Below are 18,859 nucleotides of genomic sequence, written 5' to 3'. Positions count from 1 at the left end.
ATTACCATTAATCGGCCTTATTTCTTATAATACCGATTAACATCACAATCCAAGCCAATATTAGCAATAACCCACCAATAGGAGTTATCATCGCAATTCTCTTAAAATCAAAGCTTGAGAGTTCGTTTGTAGCCAATCCGTAAATAGATCCTGAGAAGAAAATTACACCAATTATGACTAAATAAAATATCGTTTTTTTGCTTTTTAAACTCACAAAAGAAGTACCACCTAAAATCAGAAATAAAAATGCATGATACAATTGGTAACGCACACCTGTTTCAAAAGATTTAATGGCATCAGCATCAATCATTTTTTCTAAACCGTGGGCATCAAAGGCTCCTAGTATTATCCCTAAAATTCCTAAAATTGAACCCGCAATTAATATCTTTTTGTTCATAAGTAAAATATCTTTTTGGTTTCTTTTTGCCTTCTGTATTTGTTACTTTCGTGCTTTACAAAATTAGTCATATAAACCCACTATGCGAAAGATTTTAATTATTGGTGCCGGAAAATCCTCATCATATCTCATAAAATATTTGTTAGACAAATCAGAAACGGAAAATCTTCAGATTACAGTTGGTGATCTTAATGTAGACAATGCTAAAAAACTTGTTGGTGACCACCAGAATGCCAATGTCATTCATTTAGATGTGTTTAATTCTGAATCTAGAATTGATGCCGTTAAGAACTCAGATATTGTGGTCTCCATGCTACCTGCACGTTTTCATATTGAAGTCGCTAAAGAATGTGTCACCTATAAAAAACACATGGTTACTGCTTCTTACGTTAGCAAGGAAATGCAGGAATTAGATGATGCCGTAAAAGCGAATAATCTCATTTTTATCAACGAAATAGGTGTTGATCCTGGTATTGACCACATGAGTGCCATGCAGGTCATTGATAAAATTAGGGATAAAGGCGGAAAAATGATTCTGTTTGAATCCTTTACTGGCGGATTGGTCGCTCCAGAAAGTGATAACAATCTTTGGAACTATAAATTTACCTGGAATCCTAGAAACGTTGTTGTTGCAGGACAAGGTGGTGCAGCGAAATTTTTGCAAGAAGACCAGTTTAAGTACATCCCTTACCACAGATTGTTTAGGCGAACAGAATTTCTCGAAGTTGATGGTTATGGTCGTTTTGAAGCTTATGCCAATAGAGATTCTCTAAAATATCAGAAAGTATATGGCTTAGACCATATTAAAACGCTATATCGTGGCACTATGCGACGTGTTGGTTTTAGTAGGGCTTGGAACGTGTTTGTGCAATTAGGTATGACAGATGACAGCTATACGATTGATGATAGTGCCAATATGAGTTATCGTGATTTTGTAAACTCATTTTTACCTTACAGCCCAACGGATTCTGTGGAATTAAAATTTAGACATGCTCTAAAGATTGACCAGGATGATATTGTTTGGGATAAATTTTTGGAACTCGATATTTTCAACTCTAAAAAGATGGTGGAACTCGATAAAGCCACACCTGCCCAAATTCTTCAAAAGATTTTGATGGATAGTTGGTCGCTTGATGCTGATGATAAAGATATGATTGTGATGTACCATAAATTTGGTTATGAACTCAATGGAGAAAAGCATCAAATTGATTCTACTATGGTAGCTCTTGGTGAGGACCAAACCTATACAGCGATGTCTAAAACCGTAGGTTTACCAGTAGCTATGGCAACAATGGCTGTTTTAAATGGAAAGATAACCACGCCTGGTGTTCAAATTCCGATTTCTAAAGAAGTTTATTCTCCAATTCTTGAAGAATTAGAACCTTATGGTATAAAGTTTAATGAAAAAGAAGTGCCTTACTTAGGTTATAATCCTTTAAATGTTTGAACTGAAGTTTTAATCTGAAATCGTTTTCTTATTTTTAACTTTTAAATTATAAGAATAAGATTTCCGTTTTCTCGGAAATGAGAACAAGTTTTAAATGAAGATTAACGACAAAGGCATTTACATTGATGGTATTGACAAAAAGATACTTAGAGCATTAATGCAAGATGCCAGAACTCCAATTCTCGAAATTGCGCGCCAAGTTGGTATTTCGGGTGCTGCCATACATCAACGACTTAAAAAACTTGAGAAGTCTGGCCTTTTGGCTGGTTCTAAGTTTATAATCAACCCAAAAGTTCTGGGTTATACGACCATGGCTTTTGTAGGTGTATATCTAGATAAAGCCGTCAGTAATCCTGAAGCAGTAAAGCAATTACAAAAAATCCCTGAAGTTATTGAATGCCACTACACGACTGGGCATTGGAGTATTTTCTTAAAAATCCTATCAAAGGATAATGAACATTTAATGCATGTTTTAAATTCAGATATTCAGAGTATTAAAGGAGTTTCCAGAACTGAGACCTTTATCTCCTTGCAGCAACAGATAAACCGACAAATAAAAATATAAAAAAAGCCCTGATTTCTCAGAGCTTAAATTTTAAAGAGCTTTTAATCTTAATCTCTTCCACCAAACACTTGAAGTGCCCAGTACAATAGCGAAGCTAATGCACCTATAGCTGCAACCAGATAGGTTCTAGCTGCCCATTTTAAAGCGTCTTCTGAGCCTTTATACTCTTCTGGTGTTACCATGTTTTTTGCCTTTAACCAAGCTAATGCTCTATTACTCGCATCGTACTCCACTGGTAAGGTGATAAAGCTAAACAGCGTTGCGAAGGCCATAAAAACCAAGCCTGCAACAGCTACCCAATAGCCTAATCCAACACCAGCTGCGGCACCCAAAACAAGTCCACCAATAACTAACCACTGAGACATGCCAGAAGTAACACTCACAATTGGCACAAGCGCAGATCGCATACCTAATGCACTATAAGCTTGTGCATGCTGTACGGCATGCCCAACTTCATGTGCAGCAACTGCAGCAGCAGCCGCGTTACGTTGATTATAAACAGGTTCACTTAGGTTTACCGTTTTATTTTTTGGGTTGTAATGATCTGTTAATTGCCCTGCGGTAGAAATTACCTCAACATCATAAATACCATTATCTGCCAACATCTTTTCAGCAATTTCTCTTCCGCTCATGCCATTGCGTAATTGCACTTTAGAATATTTGGCAAACTTTCTTTTTAATTGATTACTAACAAGCCAACTTACAAGTGTAATGCCGCCAATTAGTATCCAATACCCTATTCCTATTCCTCCCATAGTTTTATATTTTTTTAAAATGTAAATTTAGTGAATGAATAGCAAATAGTGCGCCAAAATAAAGTTAAGAAATTATGTCAGTTTTATTGGTTTACATGGCATCAACTGTCCAGTTGAAGGCTTCAGCAATTTCTTCGTAAACAATCTTGCCTTTTACAATGTTTAGTCCTTTTCTAAGGGATGCATCCTTGGCACAAGCGACTTCCCAACCTTGATTTGCCAATCTTAATACGTATGGTAACGTAACATTGGTTAATGCCAATGTTGACGTGTAAGGCACTGCACCTGGCATATTGGCAACACAATAGTGTACAACATCGTCTATAATGTAAGTCGGGTTTTCATGTGTTGTTGGTTTGGATGTTTCAATACAACCACCTTGGTCCACAGCAACATCAACTAAAACGGTTCCAGGTCGCATCTCTTTTAACATGTCTTTTGAGATTAACTTTGGAGCTTTTGCGCCTTTTAGTAAAACACCTCCAATAATTAAATCGTGATCTTTAATACGCTTTCTAATATTATATTCGCTAGAAAATTCAGTAACGACATGACTTGGCATCACATCATTAACATAGCGCAATTGTTTCATATTAATATCCATAATGGTAACATGTGCACCTAAACCAGCTGCCATCTTCGCAGCTTGGATTCCAACCACACCTGCACCTAATACTAATACTTTTCCAGGTGGTACTCCTGGTACTCCGCCTAACAGAACTCCACGACCTTTAATAGGTTTTTCAAGATATTTTGCACCTTGTTGAATGGCCATACGACCAGCTACTTCAGACATTGGTGTTAATAATGGTAAGCTGTCATCTTCGTCTTCTACAGTTTCGTAAGCGATACATACCGCTTCACTTTTTAGCATGGCTTTTGTCAATGGCTCGCTTGATGCAAAATGGAAATAGGTAAATACCACGTGGTGTGACTTAATCAAAGGATATTCCTCTGCAATGGGCTCCTTCACTTTTACAATCATTTCCGCGGCGTCGTAAACATCTTCAATAGTATCTAAAACTATAGCTCCAACCTCTTTATAGTCCTCATCAAAAAAGCCGCTTCCGAAGCCAGCATCTTTTTGTACATAAACTGTGTGATTGTTTTTGATAAGTTCGTAAACTCCAGCTGGTGTCATACCAACACGGCTTTCATTGTTCTTGATTTCTTTTGGGACTCCAATTTTCATGATAATTGATTTTGAGGTTAATAGCGTTATGAAATACTATTAAAAATTTCAACTATCCAAATTTGAGTGGAATTCTGAACGTATTTTTATGGAATTATTATTTTGAAGTCCTTATTTTAAAGAATTAACAATAACTAACACGTTTTCAAATAAATACAGCAATAGACGAATGCATTAAAGTTTCGATGAAGTGAAAATCGGAAAGTCATTTGTATTTGGTTTCCAAAGTATAACGCTATCCCACAATATTTACAATCTTACCAGGCACAACAATCACCTTTTTAGGTGTACGACCATCTAATTGGGCTTTGGTTTTGTCATTTGCCATTACTGCAGCTTCAATTTCGTCCTTAGATAAATCCAACGGTAAATCCATAGTAAAACGCATTTTACCGTTAAATGATATCGGATATTCTTTACTACTCTCTACCAAGTACTTTTCCTCAAATTTTGGGAATGGTGCTGTAGAAATCGATTCTGAATGCCCTAATTTTTCCCATAATTCTTCTGCAATATGAGGAGCGTAAGGTGAAATTAAAACCAATAAAGGCTCTAGTATTTCCTTACTTGTACACTTCTGCGCGGTTAACTCATTAACAGCAATCATAAAGGTTGAAACTGATGTATTGAAAGAGAAATTCTCAATATCTTCCTCAACTTTTTTAATGGTTTTATGTAGTGTTTTTAAGTTGTCTTTTGTAGGCTCTGTGTCATTAACAATTAAGCCGTCTTGACCAACGTACAACTTCCATAATTTTTTAAGGAAACCATGTACTCCTGTAATACCAGCAGTATTCCATGGTTTATATTGTTCTAATGGCCCAAGGAACATTTCATAAAGTCTTAAACTGTCTGCTCCGTACTGCTCACAGATCTCATCTGGATTGACGACATTGTACTTGGATTTAGACATTTTTTCTGCTTCTCGCTTTACTTTAAAAGTTCCATCCTCTTCAAAAATAAATTCTGAATCATTAAAATGAGACTGCCAATTTGTAAATGCATCCGTATCCAACTCATTTGAAGCATTAACAAATGAAACATCAGCATGAATAGGCTGAACACCAAAATAAATATTTGATAAATCTATATCTACTTCATCATGGCTGTTCAGTTTTTCTTTTACGTAATTATAAATTTCCTTATGTGGGTATGCTTCAATTGAAATTAATTCCGTAAAATCCAATTTCAATGACTTTTCAATTTTACCTGCAGTAATAAATAAATTTGGCAATGGATCAATGAAGTTCAAATATTTGTCTTCACTGCCACAATCTTTATGATTTGAAGGGATTATTGCATTAAATATTATGGCATAAGTAAAAGCACTAGTCCCAAGTATCATCCCTTGGTTAATCAATTTTTTAGCAAACTCATCAACTGGGACTAAACCTTTATCGAACATAAATTTTTGCCAAAAACGAGAGTAGAGTAAGTGTCCTGTGGCATGTTCGCTTCCACCGATGTATAAATCTACTTGCTCCCAATAGTTAATGGCTTCTTGAGAAAAGATTTCCTCATCATTATGCGGATCCATATAACGGTTAAAATACTGTGAGCTCCCTGCCCAACCTGGCATGGTATTCAACTCTAATGGAAACACGGTTTTGTGGTCTATTCTGTCGTTATCTACAACGGTGTTAGATGCAGTATCCCAAGCCCATTTTGTAGCGTTACCTAAAGGTGGCTCGCCTGTTTCGGTTGGTAAGTATTTTTCAACTTCTGGAAGAGTTAATGGCAGATGTTCTGCGTCTATCATCTGTGGCATGCCATCCACATAATATACAGGGAATGGTTCTCCCCAATATCGCTGACGAGAAAACACTGCATCACGCAAACGGTAATTGGTTTTACCTTCTCCTTGGCCTATTTGTTCCAGTTCGTAAATGGCGCGTTTGGTCGCTTTTTTATAGGTCATTCCGTTAAGGAAATCGCTATTGGTAATGATGGTTTTTTCTTTATCTGCAAAAGCTTCTTCAGAAATATCCACACCTTCAAAAATATTTGGAATCGGAATACCAAAATGCTTAGCAAAATCATAATCACGTTGGTCTCCACAAGGTACTGACATTACAGCTCCTGTGCCGTAGCTTGCCAAAACATAATCACCAATCCAAATCGGAATCGGTTCTTTGGTAAAAGGATGCTCAGCATAAGCTCCTGTAAATACACCAGAAATAGTTTTTACATCTGCCATTCGGTCGCGCTCACTGCGTTTTGCAGTAGCTTCAACATAGGCTTCGACCTCAGCTTTTTGCTCTGGAGTTGTGATTTGTGATACGAGTTCGTGTTCTGGTGCAAGAGTCATAAAAGACACTCCGAAGATGGTGTCAGGACGTGTAGTGAAAACATCAATAACCGCATTTTCATAAGTGGCAGATTGCCGCGCTTCGCTCGCAATGACGTTAAACGAGACACTTGCTCCAACCGATTTCCCAATCCAGTTGCGTTGGATGTCCTTTAAGGCATCTGTCCAATCAATGGTTTCCAAGCCTTGTAGCAAACGTTCTGCATAGGCAGAAATTCGCATACTCCATTGGGTCATCTTTTTTCTAATGACAGGATGACCTCCACGTTCTGAAACACCGTTCACAATTTCATCATTTGCCAATACCGTTCCCAATGCTGGGCACCAGTTCACTTCGGTTTCGGCTAAATAGGTGAGCCTGTATTTTAAAAGGATGTCTTGTTTTTCAACATCTGAATAGGCTTTCCATGCTTCTGCAGAAAACGTTTCAACATCATCATCACAAGCTGCATTTACGTTTGTATTTCCTTCAGCATTAAACTTTTCTATTAAGGTATCAATAGATTCTGCTTTATTGGAATCATAGTTGTACCACGACTCAAACAACTGAATAAAAATCCACTGTGTCCACTTGTAATAATTGGGGTCTGAGGTACGTACTTCTCTACTCCAATCAAAAGAAAACCCAATTTGGTCTAATTGACGACGGTAGGTTTTTATGTTTTCTTCTGTTGTAATACGAGGATGCTGACCCGTTTGTATGGCGTATTGCTCAGCAGGCAACCCAAAAGAATCGTAACCTTGAGGATGCAACACATTGAATCCTTTATGGCGTTTATAGCGCGCATAAATATCACTGGCAATGTAACCTAGCGGATGCCCAACGTGCAAACCTGCTCCACTTGGGTAAGGGAACATATCTAAAACATAATATTTTGGCTTGTCTGAATGGTTTTCAGCCTTAAAGGTTTGGTTTTTTGCCCAGTAGTCTTGCCACTTTTTTTCAATGTCGTTGAAATTGTATCGCATCACAGTTTTTCCTTGAAATAAGGTGCAAATTTAAACTTTACTTGTCAAATAGCCTATAAGTTACAGAAGTTATTAAATTGAAAAAGCACCTAAAATAAAGGTGCTTTTCCGTATATATGAGATAATTGATTTAGAATTTGTATCCTAAAGACAATTGAAATACGCTGTTCTTAATATCTGGATTTTCTGCTACCGTAGAAATACCAAAATTATAACGTGCCTGCACAAAAATATCTGAGCTGATGTTATAGCCTAAGCCTACATTGGCACCGATATCAAAACTTTCGGCATCTGTATCTTCATCTGGCAAATCGCTGTCTATATACTCGCCTTTGTCATTCACCAAAAAAGAGAATTGTGGGCCAACTTCTATACTAAAGTCATCAGCCAAATAGTATTTTGCCATTATAGGAATAGCCAAATAATCTAATTTTATCTTAACAACATCTTGAGCTTCTGACCCTTGTCTAGAATATAAAAGTTCTGGCTGAAGTGAAAATCGTTCGCTTAAGGAAATTTCGGAAACGGCACCAACATGAAAGCCTATTAAGCTATTTCTGTCGGCATCTCCACCAGAGAAATTTGAAACGTTGAGTCCTGCTTTAGCTCCAAAAGTAACGTCTTGGGCATTGGTGTGTTGGGTAAATCCGATAGCGGTAAATGCTATGGCAAAAAGTAGTTTTTTCATAATTGATTTGATTTTAAATTTATAGGTCAGGATTTTTCAACAACTATGCCATTAATCAATTGAAAACGCTAAAATTTTTCAGAAAAACAAAATCAATATTATACTTATTTGACTACAAAATAGTTACAGAATAAATTTATTTTTTAGACCAATTTCCATTATTCTACAACACAATAAAAAACTAAACGTTGTAATAGTCTGCGTAAGCAAATTCTTTTTTATTTTTACGCAATTAATCCTTTTTATATGGCAACATCTTTTGACAAGTACCAAAAGCGAAAATTAATTTCATCCTACATCTCCGTAGTGATAAGTATTGCTTTGGTTTTGTTTCTTTTAGGTTGCTTGGGTTTATTGGTGATAAACTCCAAGAAAGTGGCCGATCATTTTAAGGAACAGGTAGTCATGACCATCTATCTCAACGATACTGCCAAGGAGGTTGAAGTCAACCAACTAAAGAAAAGTCTAGCCATGGCAGATTATACCAAGGAAGCAAAATATGTTTCTAAGGAAGAAGCTGCAGAACTGATGAAAGCTGAAACTGGTGAGGACTTTATGGATTTTGTGGGTTACAATCCCTTAAAAAATTCTATTGATGTTTACCTAAAAGCTGATTTTGTCACTACTGAACAATTGACAGAAATTACCGAAAGCCTTTCTAACAAAACCTTTATAGAAGAAATAAGATACGATAACGACTTGGTGGAACTGATGAACGATAACGTAAAGAAAATATCGTTTTGGGTTTTGGTCGTCAGTGGGCTATTTACGCTCATTGCCGTGTTGTTGATTAACAGCTCTATTAGATTAGCCGTTTACTCTAAGCGTTTTATCATTAAAACGATGCAAATGGTTGGAGCTACCAAGAGTTTTATCCGTAGGCCTTTTGTTTGGAAGAGTGTTCAACTTGGAATCATCGGAGCCATTGTAGCGTTGATAGGCATGGCAGTAGTATTGTATTATTTAGATCTTACTTTCCCAGAATTAGAGCTATTAAGAAACACCGTAATGATTGTTGCACTGTTTGTTGGTGTTTTCTTGTTGGGTGTCATTATTACCTGGATCAGTACTTTTATAGCTACACAACGCTTTTTGAATTTGAAGACGGATCAGTTGTATTATTAGGTGTTAGGAAATAAATTATTTTTAATCTCGTTAAGATTATAAACCATCCTTTATGAGCCGTCCAGTTAGAAACCTTCTTATTATTTTGGTTATAGTAGTATTCTTACCGCTATTATTTTTCAAGTCTTGTGTGATTTACAATCCAAAAGCCAAAAATTGTGAAATAGTGACTGTAAAAATCACTGCACTCAGAGCCGGACCAACCTATGACATTCAATTTAAAACCGATAAAGGCAAAACGTATTACATCAACCGAGGGATAGAATCTGGTCTAAATTTAGATTCCCTTAACGCAAAAGTTTTAAATAAAACCGTTACTTTGCACTTACCAAAAATGATTTATGGGCCTTCTAAGCACATAGCACAATTGGCTATTGAAGACCATATCCTTTATACAGAATTTGATAACTGATGGGAGAAAAAAAACGTAAAGAACAGTCTAAAACTGAATTCATCTTCGGGAAGAAAAACTACAAGTTTATGCTTATAGGATTGGCATGTATTGTTATCGGCTTTATCCTTATGGCTGGTGGTGGCAGTGATGACCCAAATGTTTTTGACCCATCAATCTTTAGCTGGAGACGTATTCGTCTGGCACCAACCCTTGTTTTAATCGGTTTTGGCATTCAGGTATATGCTATACTTTTAAACCCGAATAAAGGTTCAAAAAAATAACATTCTTTTTACTTACTTTTGACGCACATCAAAACACGATGTGATACTTTTACCTCATGGAGATTTTAGATGCGGTCATTTTAGGAATTATTCAAGGCCTTACAGAGTTTTTGCCAGTATCGTCCAGTGGACACTTAGAACTTGGTAAAGCTATTCTAGGCAGCAAATCCTTACCTCAAGAAAGTTTATTGTTTACCGTTATACTGCATTTTGCAACCGCACTAAGCACCATGGTTATCTTTAGAAAGGACGTTGTCGAAATATTGAGTGGCCTTTTTAAAGGTATCACTACATTAACTTGGACTGAAGAGACGAAATTTTCTGCTAAAATCATTATTTCAATGCTACCTGCTGTTATCATTGGTTACAGATACGAACGTGTTTTTGAAGAACTTTTTGGGAATAATATCCTTTTGGTAGGATGTATGCTAATTGTTACAGCTGTACTTTTATTCCTAGCGGATAGAGCCAAGCGAACACACAAAAAAGTTGGATTACTCGATGCTTTAATCATTGGTATTGCACAAGGTATAGCAATGTTGCCAGGGATTTCGCGCTCTGGTGCAACAATTTCTACTTCGGTTTTACTAGGAATTGATAAAACCAAAGCAGCACGGTTTTCATTCTTAATGGTTATTCCATTGATCTTTGGTAAAATTGCCAAGGATGTTTTAGAAGGCCAGATTGATTATACCAGTACTAATTTCACTTATTTAAGTGTTGGTTTTATTGCGGCATTTATATCTGGTTTATTTGCTTGTACTTGGATGATAAAGCTCGTTAAGCAAAGTAAATTGACCTACTTTGCTATTTACTGTGTTATTGTTGGTATTATTGCGATAATCTGGACGATATTCTTTAAATGAAAACATTAGACGATTTTAAAAACGGTCAAATCCTACTGATTGATAAGCCACTAACCTGGACGTCTTTTCAGGCTGTTAACAAGTTGCGTTGGGCCATAAAACAAGCTTTTTCCATTAAAAAATTAAAGTTGGGCATGCTGGGACATTAGACCCCTTGGCAACGGGATTATTGGTAATCTGTACAGGTAAAATGACCAAGCAAATCAATACTTTTCAAGGTCAGGAAAAAGAATATACTGGGACTTTTGTATTAGGGAGCACTACTCCATCCTATGATTTGGAAACTGAAATAGATGCAACCTTTCCTACGGAACATATTTCTGAAGACCTCATCCACGAGACCACCAAGCAGTTTATTGGTAAAATTGAGCAGTTTCCTCCAGTTTTTTCGGCCATTAAGAAAGATGGGAAACGTTTGTACGAATTTGCCAGAGCAGGAGAAGCGGTAGAAATTAAATCACGGCAAGTCGAAATCACTGAGTTTGAAATCACTGAAATTAAAGCTTCAGAACTAAATTTTAGAGTGGTTTGTAGCAAAGGCACCTACATTCGTTCTTTGGCGCACGACTTTGGAAAAGCATTAAATTCTGGCGCACATTTATCTGAATTACGACGTACGCGTATAGGTGAATTTAAGGTTGAAAATGCCTTGAGTCCAGAGGATTTTATTGCCTCACTTCCCAGGAAAATATGATTTAACAAGGGTTTATGATACCTATCTAAACTTTTTCATTGTTATATTCGTATATCTAAATACTAGAAATTTAAACCACATTTGAAGCTAATTGAACAATATAAAGCCGCTATAATCACGTTTCTTATTACAGGAACTGTGGTTCTCGCTATGTTCAGTATTCAACTAAAACAACAAGGAGATCTCATTACCGAAAGCTATTATGAGTTAGAACCAGAGCCAGAACTACCTGAGGAAAAGCTAACTGAACAAGAACTTGAAAATTTTGAAGATCCTAACGTACCTTCTACCAATAAAGCGTTTAACGAAGACCAGGAATACAAGGACATGATGCGTAACTTTAAAACCGTCAGTTCCAATGATTTTGAACGCACCACGAAAGCTTTGGAAGAAGCTAAAGCCAATGAAGTATTAGAAGAAAATAGTGTAAACAAGTCTTATGCTAACAGTAACGCTTATGCTCTAAACTCGGATGAAACCGAATCTTACAAAAAGCTACAGGAAGAGCTTAATAAACGTTTAGAAAACAAAAAAACAGCTGATGAACATGCCAAAAGCAAAAGTACACTAACCTACTCTTTAATTGGCAGAGTGATGCAAGCCTATGACATTCCACGCTACTTGTGCGAAAAAGGCGGTAGAATAGTGGTTAATATTGAGGTAAATGGAAAAGGTAAAGTAACAGATGCATCAATTAACGGATCTTCTAGCTCCAGAAATCAATGTTTAATAGAACGTGCTTTGGAGTATGCTAAGGATGTTAGATTTGACTCCTCCAGTAAAACGAAGCAAATTGGTACTATTACGTTTCGCTTTAGAGGGAAGCGTTGACTTCGACTACGCTCAGTCACCAAACTATTTTAAATAGCAAAGAAATTAAACTAACTGTTTCAACAAATCTTCAATTGTTGATTGTCCTTTGTCTTTATTGTACCAACGCTGTAAATCTTCTTTAAATTCTGGTGTTAACATGCCATGTTCTTCTATATAGGCTTTTACCATTGCAGTTGCCACTGACGGCCTTGCACCAAAGGTATCAAGCACTTCTTTAGATTCATTATCAATCATGATAAGTTTAGGAATTGCTCGCGCACCATTGGTTAAGAATAGATCCATCAATTCCGCATTATCATCACGCAATACAATTCTGTAATCAATATTGTTATTTAGCTCTGCTACTTTATGGATTACTGGCATAATATGCGCTGCATCACCACACCAGCTCTCAGTAATGACCAGCCACGTTACTTTCTTATCAAAGTTTTGAATTATGGTTTTTGCTGCATCAGAAATCTTAACTGTTTTATCCCAGCGTTTCATGCGCCTGTCGTTTAGCATGGTATAGTTGATTAGGGCTTCTGTTTTTTCGTTTCCAGTAGTAGAATGTTTCTGTACTAATTCAGCAACGAGTGCTCTATATTGAGGATAAGAAATACTTTTTTTAAGGCTTTTTGAAATAATTTCGTTGACCACTGATAATTCATTTACTTTCATATTGCAAATTTAAGGCTGACTTGCCATATTTTATGTGACAGTTGTTACCTTAGTAGAACAAAATCTAAAACCTTACAATTTATGAATTGGATATCAACTTTGAGTAGTTTAAGAATTGTCTTGCTTATAGTTTTTGTGTTAACCTCATTAGGCCAAAGACTAAATTGGTTTGAGAGTATTGAATTGATGACTGCCGAGACGTTGACAATGATTAGGTATCTATTAATTTTAATCTACGGTGTTATTTACATAATAGAACTAAAGATTTCTTTAAAACATAAGAATAATGAAATTAAAGAACTTAAGGTAAAATTAAATCGAAATGAAAATTAACAAAAATAGATGCGGTTGGTGCGTTGGTGATTCACTTTATGAAGCTTATCATGATGAAGAATGGGGAGTGCCAGTTTATGATGACGATACGCTATTTGAGTTTTTAACCTTAGAGACCTTTCAAGCAGGTTTAAGCTGGATTACCGTTTTAAGAAAGCGTGAAAATTTCAGGAAGGCTTTTGATAATTTTAATTACAAGAAAATAGCCAAGTACCAACAGCCTAAGGTTGATGCTTTGCTTCAAGATAAAGGTATTATAAGAAATAAACTGAAAGTAAACGCTACGGTTACCAATGCGCAGGCATTTATGAAAATTCAAGATGAATTTGGTTCATTTTCAAAATACATATGGGACTTTGTAGATGGTAAACCCATTAAAAATAGTTTTAAGGACTACAAAAAAGCTCCAGCCAATACACCTCTAAGTGATAAAATAAGTAAGGATTTAAAAAAGCGTGGCTTCAAGTTTGTGGGCACTACAGTTGTTTATGCGCACATGCAAGCTACAGGCATGGTGAATGACCATGAAGTATCTTGTTTTAGATATAATGAGGTCTAAAGGTATTTCAGAAATTCTTGCCTCGAAATATGCTTTCCTCCTAAACTTTCTAGATGTTTGGTGTGCAATTGGCAATCGATTAATTTATAGTCAGAATTCTGAACAAAGGTTATAAATCCGACCTTACTGGCATTACTCACTTTAGCGAACATGCTTTCTCCACAGAAGACATCATTTCCTAAGTCCACACCATACAAACCACCAACCAATTCATCGTTTTGCCACACTTCTACAGACTTTGCATAACCCAATTGGTGCAATTTTTCATAAGCCTCTATCATATCCTTGGTTATCCAAGTCCCTAACTGTCCTTTTCTTTTTGTATTGGAACATTGAGCGATTACAGCATTGAAATCTTTGTTCACTGTAACACTAAAAAGATTCTTTTTAAGTACTTGTCGCGTACTCTTTGACACTCTTAAATCTTTGGGAAAAAGCACGAATCTTGGGTCTGGTGACCACCAAAGCAGTGGTTCTTCAGCTTCAAACCAAGGGAAGATACCATGGGAATATGCATGTATCAATCGTTCTGTAGATAAATCACCACCAATGGCCAATAACCCATCTGCAGAGGCTTTTGAAACATCGGGAAATTCTATTTTTTGTGTCAAAAAGTGCATAAAATATGCTTTTAAGCGATTTTTTACTGTTAAATAAGGATTTGTGTTTTGATAGTATAAGAATTTTATAGATATTTGGCTCGACCTTTATGTAATAAATTTTTGTTCATCATTGCTTTTTTTTAAGTTTGTTTGTAAAGGTCAAAACCTAAAACCACAATACTAAGTCCCAACTAACCATTGGGACTTTTTCATTTTAAAACAAAAAAGACTCGTTTCAAGAGAAACAAGTCTTTTTTTATAATCATTGCGTTTTTTTAATTAAAACGGTAAATCATCATGATCGTCTTCATTTAAATCACTCACTGGCTCAAAAGCTTCAGTTGGTGGTACTGGTGGCATATCACCACTTGCCGCTTCTGGCTGTAAAGCTTCAATTCTCCACCCTTGTATAGAGTTAAAATATTTTGTTTCTCCTTGAGGATTTACCCACTCACGTCCTCTTAGGTTAATGTTAATTTTAACCTGTTGTCCTACTTGGAAATTGTTCAATAAGTCCGTCTTATCCTGGACAAATTCCACCATAATATGTTGTGGATATTGCTCTTCTGTTGTTACTACAACTTCTCTTTTTCTAAATCCGTTACTTCCAAAAGTTTGGGTCTCTCCAATCATCTTAATACGTCCTTGTACTTCCATTTTTGCTTAATCTATAATTATTTTATGTTTATTTTCTTTGAGTTTACGAAAGTAATAACTTCCATGCACTTTCTACGTCTCCATAACTCAAATAATTTTGAGCTAATTTATGTTTTCTTCTATGTGAGGCTGTTTTAATTTCGGGATAGCGCTCACTTATATTTGCAATAAATTTTGCTACTTCCTCTTTGTTTGGCAAAGTTTCTACATTAGCCAACATGCCTAGGTTATTCCCTGTTAAAATCATACTATTTCTAACATCTTCTGGTAATGCATCAACACCAATTCCCATAGTTCTCAATGGTTTTGGAATTTCGAAAAAGCCTCGTTTTGCCCTGCTATAATAACTGCCACCAGCTCTCGCTACTAAATCCAATGCTTCTTGATTTATGGTACTATCGGCATTCATAACTTCATCGGATATATGAAGCTTCACCACTTCGCATATTATCAAATTTCCTGCTCCACCTTCAGTACCTAAATTAACAATCTCATTGACCTTACATTCAAACTGTACCGGAGATTCTGCCACTCTAAAAGGTTTCACTTTATCGGAAGGCAACATAGTTAATCCTGCTTTATCAAACTCATTGATATCCTTAGGATACTCGGTACTGCTCAATGACATTTGATGTACAATATCATAGTTAACAACATTTATGACCACTTCTTTTACCGCTTCAACATTTTCCAAGGTATGTTTTGTGGTATTATCCCTAACACGTCGCGCAGGAGAAAATATCATTATTGGTGGATTGGCACTAAAGACATTAAAGAAACTAAATGGCGATAAATTTGGGTTACCATCAGCATCAATAGTACTTGCAAACGCAATAGGTCTTGGCGCTACAGCACTCAACAAATAACCGTGTAATCTGCCTGTAGAAAGGTCTTTGGGATCAAAAGATAGCATGCAGTCAACTGATTTTCAACAAATATAATTATATTGGTTCGCTGATGAAAGTGTTTGGCATGTATATCAGTACAATATTATCAACAGTTTTACATTATATTAAAAAGAAATTGCACTAGCCAATGAACCTAAGCTTAGAAAGAAATGTAGCTCGCTGGATTATTATATTGTCTTCGTTTATCATTATTTCCCTTATTCTCTGGAATACCTATTCCTTTTTTCAAAAATTTAAGGCCGAAGAGCGAATAAAAATAAAAACCTGGTCGGTTGCCCAAATTGACTTATTGAAAAATATTGATGACCTCACTGAAGATGTAAATGAAGTCACTTCCCACGTCCTCACCGAGACCACAACCAGCACACCAATGTTGGTCTTAGACGAAGAAGGTAAAGTAAGTACCTCTATTAATATTGATGAGGAAAAACTTCAAGATTCTCTTCAAATACAAAACTTGGTTAATAAATTCACAAGCGAGAATGAACCTATTAAAGTTATTGTTAATAACAAAGTGTTTCAAACCATATATTATGGCAATTCACCACTACTTAACAAATTGAAATACTATCCACTGGCTTTATTGCTCATTATACTTCTTTTTGCTGCTGTGGTCTATTTCTTTTATCGAAGTTCTAAAAACGCGGAGCAGAATAAATTGTGGACAGGAATGGCCAAGGAAACGGCACATCAAATAGGAACTCCATTGTCATCGCTTGTGGGTTGGACAGAAATTTTGAAAACAGAAAATGTAAAAGCAGAGTATATTTCGGAAATAGAAAAAGACATCGATCGCTTACAGACCATTACAGAGCGTTTTAGCAAGATCGGTTCCGCTCCTACTTTAGAAAGGTTGGATATTGTTAAGCTCACAGAATCTTCGTATGATTATTTAAAATCAAGATCTTCAAAACTCATTAACTTTTATATTGAGAGCCCAGATAATGAAATTATCGTGAACGTAAATCCACAACTCTACAGTTGGACTATAGAGAATTTGGTGAAAAATGCCATTGATGCTATGAAGGGCAAAGGGGATTTAAAGCTGAAAATTTCACAAACTGATAAAAACGTTTTAATTGATATTTCCGATACAGGAAAAGGTATTGCCAAACATCAGTTTACTAAAATTTTTGAGCCTGGTTATACTACAAAAAAACGTGGTTGGGGACTTGGGCTATCGTTAGCCAAAAGGATTGTTGAAGATTATCATAACGGAAAGATAAAAGTTCTTCATTCTGAAATTGGTAAAGGCACCACCATTCAGATTAGTTTAAAATTATTGTCTTAACTTTAGGTATGGCTACGACAAAATTCTTTACGCTAAAAGAGGCTAGACTCAATAACAATTGTCCAGAGTGTTATTCTAATGATGGCTTAGAAATTACTTTTAAGCAAAAGTTTAAAGAAAATGCGTTTTACAAAGCTATAACTGCTGAAACTTCACACGAAATGCACTGTAATAATTGCAATACGGCAATTTTTCCTGTGCGATGGACAGATGATATAGAACGTGTTGTTGAATATCAACAACGTGCAGTGCAGCCCAAATCAAAATCAATAAAACTAAAGCCTTTAGCTTGGGTTATTATCTTATTGGATATACTTATTTTAGCACTGATTGTATTGGTGATGACTGATGTAATTTCTTTTTAAATTACAAGAAGGAAGCTATTTTATTGGCTATAGTTTCAAACTCTTCCGAAGTTAATTTTTCCTTATGTGTAAAGCGTGCATTTTCCATGGTATGTAGTGGAATTAAGTGGACATGTACATGCGGAACCTCTAACCCAATAACCGACATACCTACACGTTGACATGGTATAGCTTTTTCAATAGCTATAGCCACTCGTCTCGAAAATTGCATTAAACCAGTGTAAGTCTCTTCATCTAAATCAAAAATTTTGTCGATCTCTTTTTTTGGAATACAAAGTGTATGACCTTTTGAATTTGGATTTATATCTAAAAAAGCATAGAAATCTTGTGTCTCTGCTACTTTGTAAGATGGAATTTCGCCATTTATGATTTTTGTGAAAAGTGTAGCCATAGGTTGAAGAATATCTTATAAAGATAAAAAGATTCCTTGAGAAAGGAATCTTTTTACTATAAGCATTTAAATTCTCTTTAGTTTATCTCGAAATTTCTAAAATATCAAATTTCATAATTCCGTTAGGCACTTGTATTTCTGCGGTGTCACCAACAGATTTACCCAATAAACCTTTACCAATTGGCGAATTTACCGAAATCTTACCTGCAGCTAAATCCGCTTCGCTTTCTGCAACTAAAGTATAAGTCATTTCCATACCATTGGTTTGGTTCTTTATCTTAACTTTTGAAAGCGCTAACACCTTAGAAGTGTCTAACTGAGATTCGTCAATAACACGAGCATTTGCCAGAGTTTCTTCCATCTTAGAAATTTTCATTTCTAACATCCCCTGTGCTTCTTTGGCAGCATCGTATTCTGCATTTTCACTCAAATCGCCTTTATCTCTTGCCTCGGCAATCGCCTGTGATGCTTTAGGACGTTCTACATCTTTAAGATGATTTAGTTCTTCTCTTAATTTTTTTAGTCCTTCAGCTGTGTAATAAGATACTTTACTCATAATTCATTCGTTTAACTATTGT

Annotated in this window: 21 protein-coding genes and 1 pseudogene; 11 read left to right on the top strand and 11 right to left on the bottom strand. The window is 35.9% G+C overall.

Annotated elements, in window-relative coordinates:
• Positions 1–7: 7 nt before the first annotated feature.
• Positions 8–397 carry a DUF423 domain-containing protein gene (locus tag SIB89_RS10865; protein ID WP_412559784.1) on the bottom strand — a complete coding sequence of 130 codons (390 nt, stop codon included), beginning with the start codon at positions 395–397 and terminating at the stop codon, positions 8–10.
• Positions 398–479: 82 nt separating this feature from the next.
• Between SIB89_RS10865 and SIB89_RS10860 the strand changes: the two genes are divergently transcribed.
• Positions 480–1,844, top strand: coding sequence for a saccharopine dehydrogenase family protein (locus SIB89_RS10860; RefSeq protein WP_412559783.1), 1,365 nt, complete (start codon positions 480–482; stop codon positions 1,842–1,844).
• A 94-nt stretch (positions 1,845–1,938) separates the two neighbouring features.
• On the top strand, positions 1,939–2,409 hold the full coding sequence (locus tag SIB89_RS10855) for an Lrp/AsnC ligand binding domain-containing protein (protein WP_155088133.1): 471 nt from the start codon (positions 1,939–1,941) through the stop codon (positions 2,407–2,409).
• Between the two features lie 47 nt (positions 2,410–2,456).
• Here SIB89_RS10855 and SIB89_RS10850 read toward each other — a convergent pair whose 3' ends face one another.
• From SIB89_RS10850 to SIB89_RS10835, 4 genes are all read right to left on the bottom strand, one after another.
• Positions 2,457–3,164, bottom strand: coding sequence for a zinc metallopeptidase (locus SIB89_RS10850; RefSeq protein WP_155088132.1), 708 nt, complete (start codon positions 3,162–3,164; stop codon positions 2,457–2,459).
• Between the two features lie 91 nt (positions 3,165–3,255).
• Complete coding sequence (gene ald / locus SIB89_RS10845; protein WP_412559782.1) at positions 3,256–4,356, bottom strand: alanine dehydrogenase; 1,101 nt, start codon at positions 4,354–4,356, stop codon at positions 3,256–3,258.
• A gap of 235 nt (positions 4,357–4,591) precedes the next feature.
• A complete protein-coding gene (locus SIB89_RS10840; protein WP_412559781.1) occupies positions 4,592–7,633 on the bottom strand; it encodes a leucine--tRNA ligase in 3,042 nt (1,013 codons plus the stop codon).
• A 130-nt stretch (positions 7,634–7,763) separates the two neighbouring features.
• On the bottom strand, positions 7,764–8,321 hold the full coding sequence (locus tag SIB89_RS10835; RefSeq protein WP_412559780.1) for a porin family protein: 558 nt from the start codon (positions 8,319–8,321) through the stop codon (positions 7,764–7,766).
• Positions 8,322–8,567: 246 nt separating this feature from the next.
• On the opposite strand from SIB89_RS10835, the gene SIB89_RS10830 reads away from it, so the two are divergent.
• From SIB89_RS10830 to SIB89_RS10805, 6 genes and pseudogenes are all read left to right on the top strand, one after another.
• Positions 8,568–9,446 carry a cell division protein FtsX gene (locus tag SIB89_RS10830; RefSeq protein ID WP_412559779.1) on the top strand — a complete coding sequence of 293 codons (879 nt, stop codon included), beginning with the start codon at positions 8,568–8,570 and terminating at the stop codon, positions 9,444–9,446.
• Between the two features lie 52 nt (positions 9,447–9,498).
• Positions 9,499–9,858: a hypothetical protein gene (locus SIB89_RS10825; RefSeq protein ID WP_412559778.1), complete on the top strand. Its 360-nt coding sequence runs from the start codon at positions 9,499–9,501 to the stop codon at positions 9,856–9,858.
• The gene (locus SIB89_RS10820; protein WP_273292040.1) at positions 9,858–10,121 is read left to right on the top strand and encodes a DUF3098 domain-containing protein; all 264 of its coding nucleotides are present in this window, start codon (positions 9,858–9,860) and stop codon (positions 10,119–10,121) included. The genes SIB89_RS10825 and SIB89_RS10820 overlap by 1 nt, the downstream gene beginning before the upstream one ends.
• 56 nt (positions 10,122–10,177) lie before the next feature.
• Positions 10,178–10,987: an undecaprenyl-diphosphate phosphatase gene (locus SIB89_RS10815; protein WP_412559777.1), complete on the top strand. Its 810-nt coding sequence runs from the start codon at positions 10,178–10,180 to the stop codon at positions 10,985–10,987.
• Positions 10,984–11,681: pseudogene (gene truB / locus SIB89_RS10810) on the top strand (tRNA pseudouridine(55) synthase TruB). The gene SIB89_RS10815 and the pseudogene truB overlap by 4 nt, the downstream one beginning before the upstream one ends.
• Positions 11,682–11,762: 81 nt before the next feature.
• Entirely contained in the window at positions 11,763–12,512 is a 750-nt protein-coding gene (locus SIB89_RS10805; RefSeq protein WP_412559776.1) for an energy transducer TonB, read from the top strand.
• A gap of 45 nt (positions 12,513–12,557) precedes the next feature.
• Here SIB89_RS10805 and SIB89_RS10800 read toward each other — a convergent pair whose 3' ends face one another.
• Positions 12,558–13,175 (bottom strand): thioredoxin family protein, encoded by a 618-nt coding sequence (locus tag SIB89_RS10800; protein WP_412559775.1) that lies wholly within the window; start codon positions 13,173–13,175, stop codon positions 12,558–12,560.
• Between the two features lie 328 nt (positions 13,176–13,503).
• Between SIB89_RS10800 and SIB89_RS10795 the strand changes: the two genes are divergently transcribed.
• Positions 13,504–14,067, top strand: coding sequence for a DNA-3-methyladenine glycosylase I (locus tag SIB89_RS10795; protein ID WP_412561903.1), 564 nt, complete (start codon positions 13,504–13,506; stop codon positions 14,065–14,067).
• Here the strand turns inward: SIB89_RS10795 and aat are convergent.
• The 3 genes from aat to SIB89_RS10780 all read right to left on the bottom strand — a co-directional run bounded on the left by aat (position 14,064) and on the right by SIB89_RS10780 (position 16,239).
• Positions 14,064–14,687 carry a leucyl/phenylalanyl-tRNA--protein transferase gene (gene aat, locus SIB89_RS10790; RefSeq protein ID WP_412559774.1) on the bottom strand — a complete coding sequence of 208 codons (624 nt, stop codon included), beginning with the start codon at positions 14,685–14,687 and terminating at the stop codon, positions 14,064–14,066. The two genes, SIB89_RS10795 and aat, sit on opposite strands and share 4 nt — an antisense overlap.
• A 261-nt stretch (positions 14,688–14,948) precedes the next feature.
• Entirely contained in the window at positions 14,949–15,326 is a 378-nt protein-coding gene (locus tag SIB89_RS10785; RefSeq protein ID WP_155088120.1) for a DUF3127 domain-containing protein, read from the bottom strand.
• Positions 15,327–15,369: 43 nt separating this feature from the next.
• Positions 15,370–16,239 (bottom strand): flavin reductase family protein, encoded by an 870-nt coding sequence (locus SIB89_RS10780; RefSeq protein ID WP_412559773.1) that lies wholly within the window; start codon positions 16,237–16,239, stop codon positions 15,370–15,372.
• A gap of 122 nt (positions 16,240–16,361) precedes the next feature.
• On the opposite strand from SIB89_RS10780, the gene SIB89_RS10775 reads away from it, so the two are divergent.
• Positions 16,362–17,525 carry a sensor histidine kinase gene (locus SIB89_RS10775; RefSeq protein WP_273292055.1) on the top strand — a complete coding sequence of 388 codons (1,164 nt, stop codon included), beginning with the start codon at positions 16,362–16,364 and terminating at the stop codon, positions 17,523–17,525.
• 8 nt (positions 17,526–17,533) lie between these two features.
• The gene (locus SIB89_RS10770; protein WP_412559772.1) at positions 17,534–17,890 is read left to right on the top strand and encodes a hypothetical protein; all 357 of its coding nucleotides are present in this window, start codon (positions 17,534–17,536) and stop codon (positions 17,888–17,890) included.
• Position 17,891: 1 nt separating this feature from the next.
• Here the strand turns inward: SIB89_RS10770 and SIB89_RS10765 are convergent, their stop codons facing one another.
• Together SIB89_RS10765 and greA are read right to left on the bottom strand one after the other, a co-directional pair.
• Complete coding sequence (locus SIB89_RS10765) at positions 17,892–18,281, bottom strand: HIT family protein (protein WP_273292059.1); 390 nt, start codon at positions 18,279–18,281, stop codon at positions 17,892–17,894.
• 82 nt (positions 18,282–18,363) lie between these two features.
• Positions 18,364–18,837 (bottom strand): transcription elongation factor GreA, encoded by a 474-nt coding sequence (greA, locus tag SIB89_RS10760; protein ID WP_155088115.1) that lies wholly within the window; start codon positions 18,835–18,837, stop codon positions 18,364–18,366.
• Between the last annotated feature and the right edge of the window lie 22 nt (positions 18,838–18,859).

It is taken from the genome of Winogradskyella sp. MIT101101, from assembly GCF_047126865.1.
GTDB classification, from domain to species: Bacteria; Bacteroidota; Bacteroidia; order Flavobacteriales; family Flavobacteriaceae; genus Winogradskyella; species Winogradskyella ouciana.
The sequence above is the reverse complement of the archived record's forward strand: the minus strand, read 5'-3'. Positions and strand labels throughout refer to the sequence as shown.

Excerpts from the sequence above, each read along its gene's own strand:
- SIB89_RS10865 (WP_412559784.1), bottom strand. The coding sequence starts at position 397 with ATGAACAAAAAGATATTAATTGCGGGTTCAATTTTAGGAATTTTAGGG.
- SIB89_RS10860 (WP_412559783.1), top strand. The coding sequence starts at position 480 with ATGCGAAAGATTTTAATTATTGGTGCCGGAAAATCCTCATCATATCTC.
- SIB89_RS10855 (WP_155088133.1), top strand. The coding sequence starts at position 1,939 with ATGAAGATTAACGACAAAGGCATTTACATTGATGGTATTGACAAAAAG.
- SIB89_RS10850 (WP_155088132.1), bottom strand. The coding sequence starts at position 3,164 with ATGGGAGGAATAGGAATAGGGTATTGGATACTAATTGGCGGCATTACA.
- ald (WP_412559782.1), bottom strand. The coding sequence starts at position 4,356 with ATGAAAATTGGAGTCCCAAAAGAAATCAAGAACAATGAAAGCCGTGTT.
- SIB89_RS10840 (WP_412559781.1), bottom strand. The coding sequence starts at position 7,633 with ATGCGATACAATTTCAACGACATTGAAAAAAAGTGGCAAGACTACTGG.
- SIB89_RS10835 (WP_412559780.1), bottom strand. The coding sequence starts at position 8,321 with ATGAAAAAACTACTTTTTGCCATAGCATTTACCGCTATCGGATTTACC.
- SIB89_RS10830 (WP_412559779.1), top strand. The coding sequence starts at position 8,568 with ATGGCAACATCTTTTGACAAGTACCAAAAGCGAAAATTAATTTCATCC.
- SIB89_RS10825 (WP_412559778.1), top strand. The coding sequence starts at position 9,499 with ATGAGCCGTCCAGTTAGAAACCTTCTTATTATTTTGGTTATAGTAGTA.
- SIB89_RS10820 (WP_273292040.1), top strand. The coding sequence starts at position 9,858 with ATGGGAGAAAAAAAACGTAAAGAACAGTCTAAAACTGAATTCATCTTC.
- SIB89_RS10815 (WP_412559777.1), top strand. The coding sequence starts at position 10,178 with ATGGAGATTTTAGATGCGGTCATTTTAGGAATTATTCAAGGCCTTACA.
- SIB89_RS10800 (WP_412559775.1), bottom strand. The coding sequence starts at position 13,175 with ATGAAAGTAAATGAATTATCAGTGGTCAACGAAATTATTTCAAAAAGC.
- aat (WP_412559774.1), bottom strand. The coding sequence starts at position 14,687 with ATGCACTTTTTGACACAAAAAATAGAATTTCCCGATGTTTCAAAAGCC.
- SIB89_RS10785 (WP_155088120.1), bottom strand. The coding sequence starts at position 15,326 with ATGGAAGTACAAGGACGTATTAAGATGATTGGAGAGACCCAAACTTTT.
- SIB89_RS10780 (WP_412559773.1), bottom strand. The coding sequence starts at position 16,239 with ATGCTATCTTTTGATCCCAAAGACCTTTCTACAGGCAGATTACACGGT.
- SIB89_RS10775 (WP_273292055.1), top strand. The coding sequence starts at position 16,362 with ATGAACCTAAGCTTAGAAAGAAATGTAGCTCGCTGGATTATTATATTG.
- SIB89_RS10770 (WP_412559772.1), top strand. The coding sequence starts at position 17,534 with ATGGCTACGACAAAATTCTTTACGCTAAAAGAGGCTAGACTCAATAAC.
- SIB89_RS10765 (WP_273292059.1), bottom strand. The coding sequence starts at position 18,281 with ATGGCTACACTTTTCACAAAAATCATAAATGGCGAAATTCCATCTTAC.
- greA (WP_155088115.1), bottom strand. The coding sequence starts at position 18,837 with ATGAGTAAAGTATCTTATTACACAGCTGAAGGACTAAAAAAATTAAGA.